18 protein-coding genes and 1 tRNA gene are annotated in these 16485 nt (G+C 36.3%); 11 read left to right on the forward strand and 8 right to left on the reverse strand.

Annotation, left to right across the window (positions count from 1 at the left end):
- Positions 1–27: 27 nt before the first annotated feature.
- A complete protein-coding gene (mnmD, locus tag BUA76_RS01825; protein WP_072883118.1) occupies positions 28–702 on the forward strand; it encodes a tRNA (5-methylaminomethyl-2-thiouridine)(34)-methyltransferase MnmC2 in 675 nt (224 codons plus the stop codon).
- 103 nt (positions 703–805) lie between these two features.
- Here mnmD and BUA76_RS01830 read toward each other — a convergent pair whose 3' ends face one another.
- The 3 genes from BUA76_RS01830 to egtD are packed head-to-tail and all read right to left on the reverse strand — an operon-like array spanning position 806 to position 3471.
- On the reverse strand, positions 806–1291 hold the full coding sequence (locus tag BUA76_RS01830; protein ID WP_072883119.1) for a DUF4385 domain-containing protein: 486 nt from the start codon (positions 1289–1291) through the stop codon (positions 806–808).
- A 4-nt stretch (positions 1292–1295) separates the two neighbouring features.
- On the reverse strand, positions 1296–2468 hold the full coding sequence (egtB, locus tag BUA76_RS01835) for an ergothioneine biosynthesis protein EgtB (protein WP_072883120.1): 1173 nt from the start codon (positions 2466–2468) through the stop codon (positions 1296–1298).
- A gap of 10 nt (positions 2469–2478) precedes the next feature.
- Entirely contained in the window at positions 2479–3471 is a 993-nt protein-coding gene (egtD, locus tag BUA76_RS01840) for an L-histidine N(alpha)-methyltransferase (RefSeq protein ID WP_072883361.1), read from the reverse strand.
- A 220-nt stretch (positions 3472–3691) separates the two neighbouring features.
- Here egtD and BUA76_RS01845 point away from each other — a divergent pair, with 220 nt between their 5' ends.
- Positions 3692–4690, forward strand: coding sequence for an SDR family oxidoreductase (locus BUA76_RS01845; RefSeq protein WP_072883121.1), 999 nt, complete (start codon positions 3692–3694; stop codon positions 4688–4690).
- A 36-nt stretch (positions 4691–4726) separates the two neighbouring features.
- Positions 4727–5047 (forward strand): hypothetical protein, encoded by a 321-nt coding sequence (locus tag BUA76_RS01850; protein WP_072883122.1) that lies wholly within the window; start codon positions 4727–4729, stop codon positions 5045–5047.
- Between the two features lie 376 nt (positions 5048–5423).
- Here BUA76_RS01850 and BUA76_RS01855 read toward each other — a convergent pair whose 3' ends face one another.
- From BUA76_RS01855 to BUA76_RS01860, 3 genes are all read right to left on the reverse strand, one after another.
- On the reverse strand, positions 5424–7577 hold the full coding sequence (locus BUA76_RS01855; RefSeq protein ID WP_072883123.1) for a glycoside hydrolase family 97 protein: 2154 nt from the start codon (positions 7575–7577) through the stop codon (positions 5424–5426).
- Positions 7578–7815: 238 nt separating this feature from the next.
- Positions 7816–7977 (reverse strand): hypothetical protein, encoded by a 162-nt coding sequence (locus BUA76_RS19160; protein WP_178337292.1) that lies wholly within the window; start codon positions 7975–7977, stop codon positions 7816–7818.
- Between the two features lie 137 nt (positions 7978–8114).
- Entirely contained in the window at positions 8115–8879 is a 765-nt protein-coding gene (locus tag BUA76_RS01860) for a Rossmann-fold NAD(P)-binding domain-containing protein (RefSeq protein ID WP_072883124.1), read from the reverse strand.
- A gap of 231 nt (positions 8880–9110) precedes the next feature.
- On the opposite strand from BUA76_RS01860, the gene BUA76_RS01865 reads away from it, so the two are divergent.
- Positions 9111–10610 (forward strand): sensor histidine kinase, encoded by a 1500-nt coding sequence (locus BUA76_RS01865; RefSeq protein WP_072883362.1) that lies wholly within the window; start codon positions 9111–9113, stop codon positions 10608–10610.
- 2 nt (positions 10611–10612) lie between these two features.
- Positions 10613–10981, forward strand: coding sequence for a response regulator (locus tag BUA76_RS01870; protein WP_072883125.1), 369 nt, complete (start codon positions 10613–10615; stop codon positions 10979–10981).
- Between the two features lie 72 nt (positions 10982–11053).
- On the opposite strand, the gene BUA76_RS01875 is transcribed toward BUA76_RS01870, so the two are convergent.
- Positions 11054–11905, reverse strand: coding sequence for a cyanophycinase (locus BUA76_RS01875; protein WP_083573128.1), 852 nt, complete (start codon positions 11903–11905; stop codon positions 11054–11056).
- Positions 11906–12139: 234 nt separating this feature from the next.
- Between BUA76_RS01875 and BUA76_RS01880 the strand changes: the two genes are divergently transcribed.
- Positions 12140–12736 carry a Crp/Fnr family transcriptional regulator gene (locus tag BUA76_RS01880; RefSeq protein WP_072883126.1) on the forward strand — a complete coding sequence of 199 codons (597 nt, stop codon included), beginning with the start codon at positions 12140–12142 and terminating at the stop codon, positions 12734–12736.
- Between the two features lie 39 nt (positions 12737–12775).
- On the forward strand, positions 12776–13375 hold the full coding sequence (locus tag BUA76_RS01885; RefSeq protein WP_072883127.1) for a DNA-3-methyladenine glycosylase: 600 nt from the start codon (positions 12776–12778) through the stop codon (positions 13373–13375).
- Between the two features lie 166 nt (positions 13376–13541).
- On the opposite strand, the gene BUA76_RS01890 is transcribed toward BUA76_RS01885, so the two are convergent.
- Positions 13542–14159: a DUF4142 domain-containing protein gene (locus BUA76_RS01890; RefSeq protein ID WP_072883128.1), complete on the reverse strand. Its 618-nt coding sequence runs from the start codon at positions 14157–14159 to the stop codon at positions 13542–13544.
- A gap of 148 nt (positions 14160–14307) precedes the next feature.
- Between BUA76_RS01890 and xth the strand changes: the two genes are divergently transcribed.
- The 4 genes from xth (at position 14308) to BUA76_RS01910 (ending at position 16416) form a co-directional block, all read left to right on the forward strand.
- Positions 14308–15126, forward strand: a complete 819-nt coding sequence (xth, locus tag BUA76_RS01895) for an exodeoxyribonuclease III (protein WP_228408439.1) — start codon at positions 14308–14310, stop codon at positions 15124–15126.
- 216 nt (positions 15127–15342) lie between these two features.
- Entirely contained in the window at positions 15343–15732 is a 390-nt protein-coding gene (locus tag BUA76_RS01900; RefSeq protein ID WP_072883129.1) for a Fur family transcriptional regulator, read from the forward strand.
- A gap of 91 nt (positions 15733–15823) precedes the next feature.
- The gene (locus BUA76_RS01905; protein WP_072883130.1) at positions 15824–16189 is read left to right on the forward strand and encodes a response regulator transcription factor; all 366 of its coding nucleotides are present in this window, start codon (positions 15824–15826) and stop codon (positions 16187–16189) included.
- Between the two features lie 139 nt (positions 16190–16328).
- A tRNA-Ser gene (locus BUA76_RS01910) sits at positions 16329–16416 on the forward strand.
- Positions 16417–16485: the final 69 nt, after the last annotated feature.

Raw genomic sequence — 16485 nt, forward strand, 5'->3', positions numbered from 1 at the left:
TTTAGAGTAATTTTGTAAAAAAATAGTTTGAAAAGAGAAATAAAGACCACCAACGACGGTAGTAAAACATTATATATCAATGATTTAAATGAAAACTACCATTCTCATCACGGAGCGCTTCAAGAAGCGGAACATGTGTTTATCAAAAATGGATTAAATTTAATAAATGATTACGAAATTAATATTTTAGAACTCGGTTTTGGAACAGGTTTGAATGTTTTGGTAACAATTAATGAATATTTAAAAACTGACAAAAATCATATCATCAACTATTTTACACTCGAAAAATATCCCATAAATGAATCCGAAATGAACGATTTGGCCTATTTTGAGCTGTTTGATAACCCGGAATTCAAAAATATTTATCAAAAAATTCATCAAGCCGAATGGGAAAAGCCAACTGAAATCGTTAAAGGCTTTCACTTAAAAAAAATAAAATGTGATTTTTTTGACCTGAAAAACATAGACTTACCAAAAATTAATCTTGTGTATTTCGATTGTTTCGGAGCAAGAGTGCAGCCAGATCTTTGGGAAAAACCTTTATTTGAGATGGTTTCTGACAAAATGGCGGTTAACGGTTTGTTAACAACCTATTCTTCAAAAGGAAGTGTAAGAAGAATTCTTCAGGAACTTGATTTTAGCGTGGAAAAAAAACAGGGGCCTCCCGGGAAAAGGGAAATGATTAATGCGGTTAAAAAATAAAATAATGTAATAGTGTAGCAATTGACCAATGTAACAATATATTCGTAAAACAATCAGTCATTGGTACACTGTTATATTGATACATTGGTACATTCTATTTTACTTAGCCAAAATTCTTTTTCCAGTCTTTTTTCATTCGGGCATATTGCGGATCGGCTTCGGCTTGTTTCCATTTGCTGAAAAATATGGCTGCGGACTTTTCCTTTTCGGGATCTCCGGTTCCGCGCTGTAACGGTTTATGATTATTTAGTGAATCATACTTTTTCCCGCTTTTGTAATTAAAATAGCGCCGTGCCCGTGTAAACCCCATTTGAAGATACTTTCGGGCCATATCGGCTCCTACAAAATCACCATGAGTGAGATATTCTTTGAATAGTTCAAAAATTTTCACTGAACTTTGTTCTGCAATATCAGCATTTTTAAACCGCCAGAATTTTCCAATTTCTGATTTATAAGGCTCGCAGATTAATACGCCCTGCTCCCCTTTTCCCACTTTATATTTTTCAGGATGTTTTCTATAATTAATATCCGGTTTCCAGAAATACTTGTCGGAATCAAAATTCAGATAAGATGGTTTTTGTTCTTTCATGATTTTATTTTGCAAGTCTTATTCCGGTAAACTGCCATTTCAGTTCAGGCTGGAAAAAATTCCGGTAAGTAAATCTGCTGTGTCCCGGAGGTGTGGCTACAGATGCTCCCCGCAAAACCATTTGATTAACCATGAATTTTCCGTTATACTCACCTACCGCTCCCGGCTCCTTTTTAAAACCGGGATATGGAAGATAGGCACTGTTGGTCCATTCCCATCTTTTTCCCCACGGGAAACATGAAGAAGCAGCTTCCCACTCCTGTTCGGTTGGAAGTCTCATTCCTCTCCAGGCTGCGTAAGCGGAAGCTTCATAAAAGCTGATATGAGAAAGTTCTTCATCAGGATCTATCTCCTGAAGTCCACTTAAAGTATAATACATCCATTTGCCGTCAATCTTATGCCAATATAAAGGAGATTGCGCATTGTTTTCTTTTAACCAGTTCCAGCCGTCCGCATGCCAGTATCTGAAATCCGAATATCCTCCCGCGTCCATGAATTCAAGATATTCTCCATTGGTAACCAGATGATCTGAAATAGCAAAGTCGTTAAGATAAACTTTATGCTTTCCCATTTCATTATCAAAACAGAATCCCGGTCCTTCAAAACCGATTTCATAAATTCCCTCTGAAAAATGAAGCATTCTTTTTTCACTATTTCCATATTCCTCTTTTTTAATCTCTTTTTTATAAGCCGGGAAAAGCGGATTATGCCCAAGAATATATTTGATATCGGTAATTAAAAGCTCCTGATGCTGCTGTTCGTGATTTAGCCCTAATTCCAAAAGCGGCAGAATTTCATTTGACATATGATGGCTGTTAAGAAATTCAGTCATTTTCTCATCTATATATTTACGGTATCGGTATACATCCGAAACAGACGGACGGCTTAAATTTCCGCGATCTGTACGGATTACTCTTGCTCCGATGGTTTCGTAATAACTATTGAATACAAAATTATATTGCGGATCAAAGACTTCATAAGAAGGAAAATTCGGAAGCAATATGAATGTCTCGAAAAACCATGTTGTGTGCCCTAAATGCCATTTTGGAGGACTAACATCCACAATAGGCTGCACCACGTAATCTTCAATTTCAAGAGGCTGGCAGATTTCTTCGGAATGTGCTCTCACATCCATAAACTTTTTTAAAACAGGTTTTAGCTTTGTGGTAATTTCCATGTTTTTTGTTTTATTTGTTAACCTTCCAGATACTGTCTACAAACCAGTCTTTTGAATCACTGATCTCTCCGGCTATGGAAAAGCCTGATCTTTCAGCAAGGTATTCAATGTCAGATTTTGAAAACTTCTGTGAGACTTCCATATCTATCACTTCATTTTCAGCAAAATCAATGGTTTCTTTTCCAATTTTTACCTGCTGATTTTTTAAGCTTATCAGAAAACTTCGGCATGCCCCTGTAATCGGATCATACGATTCATAATGCTCAAATTGTTCAATATTAAAATTACCTCCTAATTCACGGTTGATTCTTGATAAAAGATTCAGGTTAAATTCTGCCGTAATTCCTGATTTGTCGCTGTAGGCATTTAACACAGTAAAAGGATTTTTTTTAAGATCGAAACCAATAAGGACAATATCTTCAATGTTTAATAACTGATGTAATGAAGCACAGAATTTCTCCGCTTCTTTTCTCGTCATATTGCCTATGTTTCCTCCTAAAAACAAGATTACTTTTCTTCTCGATGAAAGCTTCATTGCTTTTTTCAGCATTTGGAAATATTCTCCTTCCAAAGGTGTAATATTAATATCAGGAAGCTGCATTTTAAGATTATTTTCCAATACGGACAGAATATTTCCTGATATATCAATAGGCATATACGTGAAATCGGTTCCCTTTTCCGTAAGATGCTTAAGAAGATAGGTTGATTTCATCGCATCCCCTGCTCCGAGTTCAATCAAATCAAAAGGTTCATGATTAGATCTTATGCCTTTTGCAAGTTCCTCTGTTTTATTTTTGAAAATATCAAGTTCACATCGGGTAAGATAATATTCAGGCATTGCCATGATCTTCTGAAAAAGCTCATCTCCTTTTTTATCGTAAAAATATTTGGAAGATAAATGTTTCGGGTTGCTGTGAAGACCATTAAGAACATCATTCAGAAAATTTTCCGAATTATTTTTTTCACTTCTCTTTTTTGATTCTTTGGTTAATTGCAGGTTCATATAAATAGTCATTTGGGTTTTAGAATTGAGCAACTATCTTGCCGCCATTACATAAATTTATTAAAATATTTCTTTAAAAGCGAGAGGATTATGTGGATAAACGTTAAACCTGATTATGATTATTGTTAAAAAAAAGAAAGTTTATACAGCTTGGAATGTTGATTGCTATACATAGCTTAATCTGGCTACCAGAGCCATACCACACCAAATCTTAAATATTATGGAAAAATCAATCACAAGAAGAAATGCTCTTGGAAAGATTGCGGCTACTGTTGCGGTTGCTGCTGTTTCTCCGGGAGCGTTTGCACAAAGCCAAAAACCAAGAAATTCTACTGGCCCGGATCTTACGGATCCCACCACAAAATACCCGAGGCCTCCTTTTAAAAGCCAGTCGCAGCCTTTTCCCGGTTTAGCAAGCAAAATGGATCCGGTACCCGATCATGGAGAAAAAAGCTATGTAGGATCAGGAAGGCTGATGGGAAGAAAAGCACTTATTACCGGTGGAGATTCCGGAATTGGGCGTGCTGCTGCAATTGCCTATGCCCGTGAAGGAGCAGATGTTGCCATTAATTATTTACCAGAAGAAGAGCCGGATGCTGCAGAAGTTATTGAGCTGATCCGAAAAGCGGGAAGAAAAGCCATAGCCATTCCGGGGGATATCCGGGATGAATCATTTTGTAAAAAGCTTGTAGCACAGGCTGTTGAGCAACTTGGCGGACTTGATATTCTGGTGAATAATGCAGGACATCAGAAAACACATGAATCTATTCTGGATATCAGTACCGAAGCATTTGAAAGGACCATGAAAACTAATATTTATGCACCTTTCTGGATTACAAAAGCAGCACTTCCGCATTTGAAACCGGGTTCTTCTATTATCGGACTTTCTTCAGTTCAGGCCTATGATCCTTCTGAAAATTTGTATGATTATGCACAAACGAAAGCGGCAACAACAAGTTATGTAAAATCATTAGCCAAACAGCTTGGTCCAAAAGGAATCCGTGTAAATGGCGTTTCGCCGGGGCCTGTGTGGACGGCTCTTGAGGTAAGTGGCGGACAAACTCAGGAAAATCTGGTGAAATTCGGAGCAGATACGCCATTGGGAAGACCGGGACAACCGGCCGAACTTGCTTCAATATTCGTACAGCTTGCCGCGAACGACGCCAGTTTTTCTACGGGCCAGATTTATGGTGCCGCAGGAGGGAGCGGACAACCTTAATAGTTAACATTTAAATTAATTTAAAATCATCATATTATGAACAACAAGATAAAACTCGCACTAGCGCTTGTAGGAGCAGGAACAGCAGTTGCCTGGGGACTGAACAGAAAAAAGAAAATGCAAAAGAAAACCTTTACGGCTCCGGACGGGAATACCTATGAGGAAAATAAAATTTACAGAACGTATGATAATAAGTTGTATAAAAACGGTAAAGAGATTCATTTTGAAACTCCGGCACTGGAACAGAATGCTTCCGGAAATCATTCATTCGATGAACACGCCGCCCATCTGCCTAAGAATTATGAAGCCATCAACAAAGATATCAATTATCACCAAAAAGGGGTAAGACACCATTAAAATTAAAAAGCTCCGGTTATCGATTAACCGGAGCTTTTTCTTCTGATTAGGAAAATAAATTTTGTCAGGAATTAAAGCCTGTTTACTTATTTCAAATAAACATTAAGAATTTAAGTTAGTTAAACTGAATTGATTAAGAAATCAATACATTGATTTTTATTAAGTTTTTTCAGCTTTTATAACTTTTCTTAATTTTTAAATTTAAATAAACTTTGTTTTCAAAAACTAAATTAAGATTTTCAATAAGTTAAACCTACTATACTTAATAGATCAATACATTGATTATTAAAATTTTTAAACAATCGTCTTAATTTTCTTAATAGTAAAATTATAAATTTAAACGGACTCTTAAACTTTAACAAATTATTTTGTTCAGTTACAATGGTTTTATTGAAATGGCAAAACCACCGCTTCTTACCATTTTAAGGTTAATTTTAGATTTGCTGGTAATCTGTTTTTTGTAGATATTATAGCTCTGCGGATTGTTGATATAATCTGCATCTTTCCCGTCTTCGTAAATCGTGGCTTCATATTTTTTACCTTTATCTAAAAATGAAAAATCTACCGTATACTCACGTTTGTTTTCATCGGTAATTCCGCCCACAAACCAGTTCTCTGTACCTTTTGCCTTTCTTGCGGTAATGATATAATCTCCCGGCTCTGCAGATAAAATCTTCGTATCATCCCAGTCTGCAGCGACATCCTTAATAAACTGGAATGCATCCATATGTCTTTGATAATTCTCCGGTAAATCTGCAGCCATCTGAAGCGGCATATACATCACCACATACAATGCTAACTGTTTTGCTAATGTTGTTTTCACAAAACGTTTATCTCCCGGAAAATAGTAATCTAATTTCGTCTGGAAAATTCCCGGTGTGTAATCCATAGAACCTCCGATCCATCTTGTAAACGGCAAGATTGTCTGGTGATCCGGATTATTTCCTTGAAACGCCTCATGCTCTGTTCCTCTTGCTGCTTCCGCGGATATCCAGTTTGGGTACGTTCTGCTCTCTCCTCCGGGTCTTACCGATTCATGGGAATTGACCATAATTTTGTATTCATTAGCTTTCTCGGCAATTCGATAATAGTGGTTGATCGTCCACTGCGAATAATGATGTTCACCCCTCGGAACCATATCTCCTACATAACCGGTTTTTACCGCATCATAACCATATTTGTTCATGAGCTGAAAAGCCTTGTCCGCCCACCTTTCATAATTGGTTGCAGATGCTGAAGTTTCATGGTGCATGATGAGCTTAATTCCTTTTGAATGCGCATATTCGTTCAGCATTTTGATATCAAAATCCGGGTAAGGCGTGATGAAATCGAAAACAAATTCTTTATTGTGACCGATCCAGTCTTCCCATCCGATATTCCATCCTTCGATTAATAATCCTCCGAAGCCGTTAGCCGCAGCAAAATCAATATATTCTTTGACTTTCGTATTGTTGGCAGCGTGCTTTCCATTTGGGGTGAGTTTTGTAAAATCAGTTTCTCCGATGTGTACATTATTGGCTGTGGAATACGCCCACTGTGATTTCCCGATGATCATTTCCCACCAGACACCCATGTATTTTGTAGGATGAATGTAAGAAGTATCGGTATATTTTGTAGGCTCATTCAGGTTGAACATCATTTTGGATGCTAATACTTCTTCAGCTTTAGGAGAAACAATGATCGTTCTCCACGGAGAAACGGAAGAAGTCTGAATATAACCTTTAGCACCTTGTTTATCCGGAGTAAGATGTGTTTTAAATTTAAAATTAACAGGATCCACTTCAAGGTGAGATGCCGGATAATCTAAAACAGCAGCTTCACCAACGTTGACATACAAAGGATTTTTTCCTTCTTTTTTAAGCATTAAAGGAGACTGAACGGCATTTTTTATTAAAGTCTGGGAAGAATGCTTATCAAAAGCCTGATCCCAACGTCCGGGAATTTCAGAAATTTTTGTGGTTTGCGGCTGATATTCCTGGGAATCATAATCGGCAACAATCCACCATGCTTTCATATCGTTAGGAAAATCAATCTCTGAATCTTCCTCACGGATGACGAAATAATTAAGATTTTTCTGCTGTGGAAATTCATACCGGAATCCTAATCCGTCGTTGAAAAGCCTAAATTTAACGACAATATTCCTGTCGGTTGCATCCTGATGAAGCGTTACCGCCAATTCATTATAATGGTTGATGTAACTTTTCTTTTCTCCTAAAACAGGCTGCCAAGTTTCATTTTTAGCATCCCTTTTTTCGTCTGTTTTTGTGAATCCGTTGTTCAAATCAAATTTGGCATCTTCGGGTTTTGCAATCTCCGAAGCGAATTTGATGGCGGTATCTTTAAATAATCTCAGTCCCAATTTAGAATCTTCCACTACTACGTTGCCATTGTATTTCAGATTGTAATACGGAATTCCCTGCTTCAGCTGAAAGTTCATTTCAAACTTTCCGTCGGGGGATTGTAAGGATTGGGCGTTAGCATTTAAAAGCATCATCGAGAACAGTAATGCTCCAATGGTATATTTTTTCATATCAGTAATTTGGTGTTTTAAAGATAAAGAAAGTTTTACCGAGGAAAAATATTTTTAAGCATAAATCAGTGATTGCATTTCAGTCTAAAATAATTTTAATAAAAAATTTAAATATTATTATTTTTTTTACATGAAAACTGGTTTAGCTTTTGAGCCAAATATTAAACAAATAACCATAACAGAAACTGCTATGGTCTATTGTATATTGAAATATAACTTGTAAGATTTTGAAATATGCCTAAAATACATCGTTCAATCTTGCATTTCCGGTAGCTCCCTTAGGGAGAAAAACCACTTTTCTTTTTATCATTTTTGCTTTTTCAAGAACTTTAAGAGCTTTTTGGCGTTCAATTTCTCTGTTCAGCGACGGGGAATTTTCCCATTGTGTAACTTCTTTCATAATTTAATATTTTAAGGTGTTTGTGTGATGTGTAAGCTTTCAATCGGCTTATTATTGTCTTAGCATAAAGCAGACCAATTTTTAGCAAAACCTGAAAATATTTTTTAATTTAAATAAATTTACATTAAATTAATTTATTAATCCAGATGAAATTTTTTAGGATCAGGGTATATAAAGGTAAAATCTAATTCAGTAATGAGTTTTTCGGACGAAATGATTCTCTGCCTATCGTTCTCTTGCTCATCTTCAATATGCTGATTATTTTGGACAGCAATCACTTCCCTTTTCGAAGGATGAAGCGGCGCTACAACATTATACACTTTTCCATGAACATTTTTTTCGATCATTTTTAAAATAACTTCTGCAATATCTTTGTAATGAATATGATTGACAACTCCGGATAGATCCGAGATCTTAAAACTTTTCAGCAACCGTGAATCTCCCATCAATCCGCCAAGCCTCAAAATGTTAACATGTGGAAAAGCTTCTTTAATTGTATTCTCAACAAAAACATTTTCAGAAGGCTGCATTTCTTCTTTAAAGATGCCAGGTTCATCAGGATAAACACTTGTGGTGCTCATAAAAAATATTTGTTTTTCATATTTTCCTATGAAAGATATTAAGTTTGAAAGCTTTTTCTCAATTATTTCCTTCGAAGTTCTTCGTTCAGAAAAAGGAACCGTTATAATAAGGACATCAAGCTCCGGAACAATATTCCAGGAGTCAGGAAATTGCTTTTCATCTTCGCTAAAGATGGCTACATCCACATGGATTCCTTCAGAACGGATGTCTTTAAGCTTTTGCGGTGATGTTGTAGTTGTGTAGATATCAAAATTTTCAGCAAAGCTTTTGCCTATTCTGGATCCCAGCCAGCCGTAACCAATAATTCCGAGTCTTTTCATATTCAGTATAAAATGTAAAGATATGTTTTAGGATATGAATCTATACACTAAATAATTCAAAATTGAAAAACACTTAATTTTTAACATTAAATTAAAAAAATAAATTGAAGGCATATTATTTGCGGATACCATGTAGCATTTATAGAAATTTGCAAAACATTTTGCTTTTTCCCATATTTGCATATCAATGAAAGTTTAAAGCTTGGAAACTTGATAAACAGCTATAATCCGATGAATAACAACATTGACATCTATATACAGGCACTGAACTCTGCCAACTGCGGAATTATCATTACTGATAATACCCAGCCGGACAATCCTATCATTTACTGTAACAGGGCTTTTGAAACCATCACAGGATATTCCCATGATGAAATCATTGGGCACAATTGCCGGTTTCTTCAGGGGCAGGACAGATCTCAGCCTGAAAGAGAATTCATTAAAGAATGTATCATAGAAGGAAAAGACTGCAAACTTGAAATAAGAAATTACAAAAAAGATGGAAAACTTTTCTGGAATGAACTCTATATTTCTCCTGTAAAAAATGAAGAAGGCATTATTACCCATTTTATCGGCGTACAAAATGATATCACGGAACGCAAAAAAGCGGAGCATGAACTCAGGGAAGAAAAATCTTCAGTGGAACAAAAAATCCTTCAGAGAACGAAACAACTTGTAGAAAGCGAAGCCTTTCTTTCAAGTATCGTTCAGACCGTTAGGGAAAGTTTGCTGGTACTCGATGCTAATTATAAAGTATTGAGCGTCAATACACATTTTTTAAACTCATTTAAAGTAACTTCAGAAGATACCGTAGGAAAAATTCTTTTTGAACTGGGTAATCATCAGTGGGATATTGAACCGCTGAAACAACTTCTGACGAAAATATTGCCTACCAATAATCCGGTAATTGATTATGAAGTAGAACACGATTTTCCCCACATCGGCAAAAAAGTAATGCTGCTAAATGCCTATCGTGTTGAATTTGAAGGGCAATACAAAGACAGAATCCTTATTGCAATTGAAGATATTACAGAAAAGAAAGAACTTGACCGAAGAAAAGATGATTTCCTTTCCATTGCAAGCCATGAACTGAAGACACCTCTTACCACCATAAAAGGTCTTGTACAGCTTTTACAAAGAATGGTTCCGGAAAATTCTCCGGAGAAATTTAACACAACTCTTGATAAAGTATCGGTGTATGTAGACCGATTAAATGTACTTATTTCTGATCTTCTGGATACCTCCAAGATACAGTCGGGAAATATAGAGCTTCATCTTGATCCCTTTGACATTGACAAAACCATTCGAGATACTGTTGAGAATCTTTCCGTATCTGCCCCGCATCATAAAATATCATTAAAAGGATCTACTAATGCAACAATTTTAGGGGATGAGCTGCAGATTTCACAGGTTATTAATAATCTGATATCGAATGCCATAAAATATTCTCCGGGATCAGATAAGGTAGATATTTATATCAACAGGGTCGGAAATTTCGTAAAAGTTTCGGTTACAGATTACGGAATGGGAATAAGTGCTCAGGATAAAGCAAAAATTTTCGACCGCTTTTTCAGGGCGCGAGAAATACAGAAAAAATTTCCGGGACTGGGAATCGGGCTTTATATTTCGCATGAAATTATTACCAATCACAGCGGAACACTTTGGGTAGAAAGTGAAATCGGGGAAGGTTCTACATTTAGTTTTACACTACCCATTATGAAAAATCATTGAAAATGAACAGCAAAAAAATAATGGTCTGTGATGATGACCAGGGTATACTTGATGTCCTGCAGATGCTTCTGGAATCAGAAGGCTTTACCGTCTTCACCGAAATCAACAGCACGAACCTCATTAAGCAGATCCACATTGACAAGCCTGATCTTATTCTCCTGGATCTTTGGATGCCACTTTTATCAGGCGACCAGGTTTTAAAGGCAATCAGAAGTACGCAGGAGATTAAAGATCTTCCGGTAATTGTGCTTTCTGCAAGTGTGGACGGAGATGATATTGCAGCAGATGCCGGAGCAAGTGATTTTGTTGCGAAACCTTTTGATCTTGATGATATTGTTTCTAAAATAAACGGTCTGCTGGTTTTAAAATAACAATTTTAAAAATATAAATAAAAAAAGGAATTTGCTGAAATCTGCATATTCCTTTTTGTTTATTTACAGAGTTTAAGGAGCCTGAAATTCTCCTGACTCCAGATTAATCGAACAGCCATCTGTAATGAGATGAACTTTTATATTTTCTCCATACACAGGATGGCCCTCTTCCACTGTTTCAATATTTGTCTGCCCGATTTCCTTAGCACTCAATATGATAACCATTCCGGATCCTTTGCAGATTGCTTTTTTTCCTTCTTCTATTAAAAGTGCAGTATCTTCCCCCAAGCCAATTCCGAAACATTCGCGGTGAAGCATTACGGCATGTGCCAGTCTGCCGAACCTCCCTCTGTGCACAAAATGGGTATCTACAATACAGCCCGATAAAAGCTCAAGTCCTGAGGCAAGTTTAATATCATTTTCCAATATCGCTTCATCATCTTCGGCTTCACAAATAATGATTTCAGGCATACACATTGCTCCTGCGCTGGTTCCGGCAATCATAAAATCCTTTTCACCCAGGTATTTTTCCATCAGTACATCGCAGATTCCGGTATTTTTAATTTCTTCACAAATCCTGTTTTGATCACCTCCGGTAAAAAAAACAGCTTTACTTTTTCTGATTCTTTGAACATATTCATCTTCAGCGTTACCTGCAAAATGAATAAATCCGAAATTAGTATATCCTATTTCTTTAAATGTTTTGGTGTAGGTTTCGCGCATGCTTTCAGGCTCTGAGCTTGCTGTGGTAATAACTTCAATTCGGTCTGCTTTATCTTTTACAAGGAGCTGAAGAATTTCGTGAGGGATAAAATTTTTATTTTTGTCCTTTATTTTCACTTCTGTTCCGTTACGGTCTTCTTTTCCTCCAATAATTAACAGTTTCCCTTTCGGGACTGCCTTGTCTTCCGTTTTCATGTTCATATCAATATTTTGTATTCGCTTATTATCGAATTTACGGAAGAACTCTAACAATAGGATTGATTATAATCAATTCAGAAATATTTAATTTTTATTATCATCATCTATGTAATTTCATGTTAAAATAAAATGAGAGCTGATATGATACAAGTCATAATTTTTTGCGCTATATAATTTTTAACTTAGATAGTGTTTAAAAATTAATCTTCACAGCTTTTTAACCTAAAAAAACAGATTATGCTCATTGAAGAAGAACTTTTGCTATCCTATGGTGCAGCAGTTGAAGAACTGAAAAATTCTGAGATTATTTTCAACGAAGGAGATACGCCAAGGCTGTTTTACCAGATTAGAAAAGGACGGATAAAACTAAGCCATTTTAATGAAGACGGAAAAGAACTTATTCTTGCTGTCCTTCATAACGGTTTCAGCGTTTGCGAACTATTGCTTTTTATTGATAAAAAATATCCCGTAAGCGCAGTTGCCATTGAGCCGACAAGCATTATTACCCTTTCTAAAGAAAAATTCATGAAACTTCTGGATGAAAATCCTGATATTTCAAAGGATATCAATAGTTTTTTATCCCAAAGGCTGTATTATAAATATATTATGCTGCAGAATAATACGTCGCTCCATCCCGAAATCAGGATTAAAGGCGCTTTAGAATATCATAAAAGTTTCAGTAATGATCTGTCTAAATTTGCTTTTGAAGTTCCTTTTACCAGAAAAGAACTTGCCGCAATTACCGGCTTGCGTACTGAAACCGTGGTAAGAAACATCAAAAAGCTTGAAAAAGAAAATTATCTTAAAATTATTGCAAGAAAAATATACGTTTAACAGTTAAAAAATACTACATTCCCATCTGATTTATATTTTATGGTAAAGCTAAAACCGGAATATTATCAAAATTCCGATGTTATTTTTTTGGCTCAGGATCTTTTGGGCAAAATACTGTTTACGAAGAAAAACGAAGAAATCACTGCCGGAATAATTACCGAGACGGAAGCATATTTCGGAGAAGCAGATAAAGCTTCGCATGCTTACGGCGGACTGCGGACATTGAGAACAGAAGCTATGTTTCAGACTGGCGGATATTCTTATGTTTATTTATGTTATGGCATTCATCATCTTTTTAATATTGTTGTTTCACAGGAGAATGATCCGAAAAGCGTTCTGGTAAGAGCTGTTGAGCCTTATGAAGGATTATCCGTTATTGAAAGCAGAAGAAATAGGCCTGCATCTGATAAAACCATTTCTTCAGGTCCCGGATCTGTCTGCAAAGCGTTGGGAATTGATATGAAATTCAACAAAAAGCCTTTGAATGGAGAAGAAATATGGATTGAAGATTCCGGGTTACAATACAGTCAGGATGATATTGCTTCTACTCCACGCATCGGAGTTGCCTATGCCGGAGAACATGCTCTTTTGCCGTTCCGGTTTTATTTGAAAAAGAATCGGTATGTGAGTAAAAAATAAGATTTTAAGACGTATTACTTTAATCTTATTTAATGATAATCTTTACGTTATATTCAACCCTTTTTTGATCCTATCTTTAAAAAGACGTAAGCAAAAAAAATTACGGAAGACTAAATATCTCCCGTAATTAAATTGGATTTATAATATTGAATATGTTTCTGTATAATTATTTTACAGCATTGTTTGCCTTTTCAGCTTCCATCAGGTGATGTTCCAATGTAGGAAGCGTAGTGCTGGCGAAAGACTTTAAAGATGCATCAGAACCTTCAGAAGCTTCTTTTTTAAATTTAGCAATATCTTCTTTATGATCTTTTACCATAAGATCAGCATACATGCGATCAAATTCTGCCCCTTTTTTAGCTTTTAATTCGTCGTAATGTTTTTGCTGTTCAGCATTCATTGTTGTCGGCAGTGTATAGCCTGATGCCGAAGCCCATTTTTTAAGTTCATCATTGGCTTTTCCGTGATCTTTTACCATCATCGCTCCCAGTGATTTTACGGTTGCGTTAGAAGCATTGGTTGAAGCAAGCTGTCCAAGCATCACCTCCATCATACCTCCCATTGCTGCTTCATCTGCAAATTTTTTGTCCTGCGCACTTAGCGTATTCGTTGCGGTATTTGCATCTGATGCAACTGTAGTAGCAGAATCTCCCGTATTCATTGAGGTATCTGCAGGAGCTGACATGGTTGTTGAATCTGAAGACTGATCGGAAGTTGTAGTTTCATTCTTCTTACAGGCTACCATTGCCGCAACTGCAAGAATTGTTAAAATTGAATTTTTCATAATATTATTGTAAAATGGTTAAAGATAAACAGCAATTATATTGCTCACGCTGATAGTAACAATTTATTTGCCAAAGTTTAATAAATCAGTTATTTATAGTACCACATCTTATTTTTTATAATAAATTATGCATCAACACAGATTTTATATGGAACAAATATTGTGGAAATTAAAAAAAAATAAATCCCTGCAGCTTATGAAAATAGCCACTTATAATGTAAACGGAATAAATGGAAGACTTCCTGTCCTTCTTCGCTGGCTGGAAGAAGCTCAGCCTGACATTGTATGCCTTCAGGAACTAAAGGCTCCGCAGGAACGGTTTCCTGTCAGTGAAATTAATGCTGCGGGCTACAATGCGATCTGGAAAGGGCAGAAAAGCTGGAACGGTGTTGCAATACTCGCAAAAGAGATGGAAATTACCGAAGTTCAGCGATCTTTACCCGGAGATCCAGAAGATGAACAAAGCCGGTATATTGAAGCCATTATCAACCAGACCGTTATATGCTGCCTGTATCTTCCGAATGGAAATCCATATCCCGGGCCCAAATTCGATTACAAACTGGCGTGGATCAAACGCCTAAAAAAAAGAATCAGCCAGCTTATAGAAATGGATCTTCCTGCTATTGTTATCGGAGATTTCAATATTATTCCTACAGCTTCTGATGTTTACAAACCCGAACGCTGGGAAGACAACCCCTTATACAGAACGGAAGTGAAAACTGCCTACAAACAAATTCTTAAGAAAGGCTGGATAGATGCGATCCGTACGCTTTATCCCGAAGAAACCGTTTATACATTTTGGGATTACCTTTATAATTCTTACAGCCGAAATGCCGGAATGCGTCTCGATCATATTCTTTTGAGTCCTTATCTGGCAGAAAACCTGAAATCCGGAGGAGTAGACAAGCACGTACGCGGATGGGAAAAAAGCAGCGATCATGCTCCGGTATGGATTACGCTGGAGTAAATCGCAATATTTGACAAGTGGCTCACACGGGTTTTATGTAAAATTTTGAGAATATTGTAGAAATATACGATTCAAAAATCTTTATTTTTTAATCTGATTAATGATTTCTGTGTTAAATTAAACATTATTAAATCTAAATTACAGATTCTAATTCTAATTCTAATTCTTATTGTAACTTTGTTGCTGATAAAGTGATATTCTTATCATTCAATTAAAATGAAACAAGTACGAAATACGCAGGCAAAAACAGAAATACTGCATCTTTTAAGCAATGCTGCCAATGCTTTGTCACACCATGAAATACAGGAAAAGCTTAACGGACTCTGCAATCGGGTAACGATATACCGTGTTTTGGAGCGATTGGAAAAGGAAGGTAAAATTCATAAGATCGTGAATATGGACGGGGTTATTAATTATGCCAGATGTAATCACTGCAGCAAGGAAAAGCATTCACACAATCATCTGCATTTTAATTGTGAACATTGTAAAGAAGTTACCTGTATTGAAAATGTGATTCCTGAGATTAGTCTTCCCGAAAATTTCACCGCGCACAGCTATAATTTTGTCATCAGCGGAATATGCCCTAAATGCAGTAAAACCGAATAATTTTTTTACGCAAACAAAATATTTTTTAATAATTACCTTCAAAATTTGGCTGTTCCTAAAGATTTGGCTTTGTTTTTGCGATGCAACCGTTATGAAAACAATTTTTATACTTGAAGATGAGACAGGCATCAGAGATGCATTACAACTCCTCCTGTCATTTGAAGATTATGACGTACGCTCTTTCTCAACGGTAGAAGCATTTAACAACAGGGATCTTTCTTTAGTTCCGGATATATTTATATTGGATGTGATGATGCCGGACGGAAACGGAATTGATGTTTGCAATGAATTGAGAATGCGTCCCGAAACAGCAAATATTCCTATCATGATCATGAGTGCCCACGCCAAAGATCATGAAGTAATCAGCAGATGTAATGCCGATGAATTTATCAGTAAGCCTTTTGATATTGACGCCGTACTCCTGAAAATTGATAACCTGTTGGTTCCAAGCAATTAATTTAGAAGGTTTTACTGCTAAACATTTATCTGACAGTTGGAAATATGGTTTATAATTATGTCCGTAAAAAATATTTTGCAGGTAACAAAAAAATTTCTATATTTGCACCACTGAAAACGACGATACAATCGGAGTTCAGGGAGAGTTGGCAGAGTGGTCGATTGCGGCAGTCTTGAAAACTGTTGACTGTAACAGGTCCGGGGGTTCGAATCCCTCACTCTCCGCCAGTTGGGAAACAAATAAAATTAAAAGTCTTTAAATCTTAGTGTTTAAAGACTTTTTTGTTTTTGGACTTT

Origin of the sequence: Chryseobacterium takakiae, assembly GCF_900129385.1 — a bacterium.
Classification (GTDB): Bacteria; Bacteroidota; Bacteroidia; order Flavobacteriales; family Weeksellaceae; genus Chryseobacterium; species Chryseobacterium takakiae.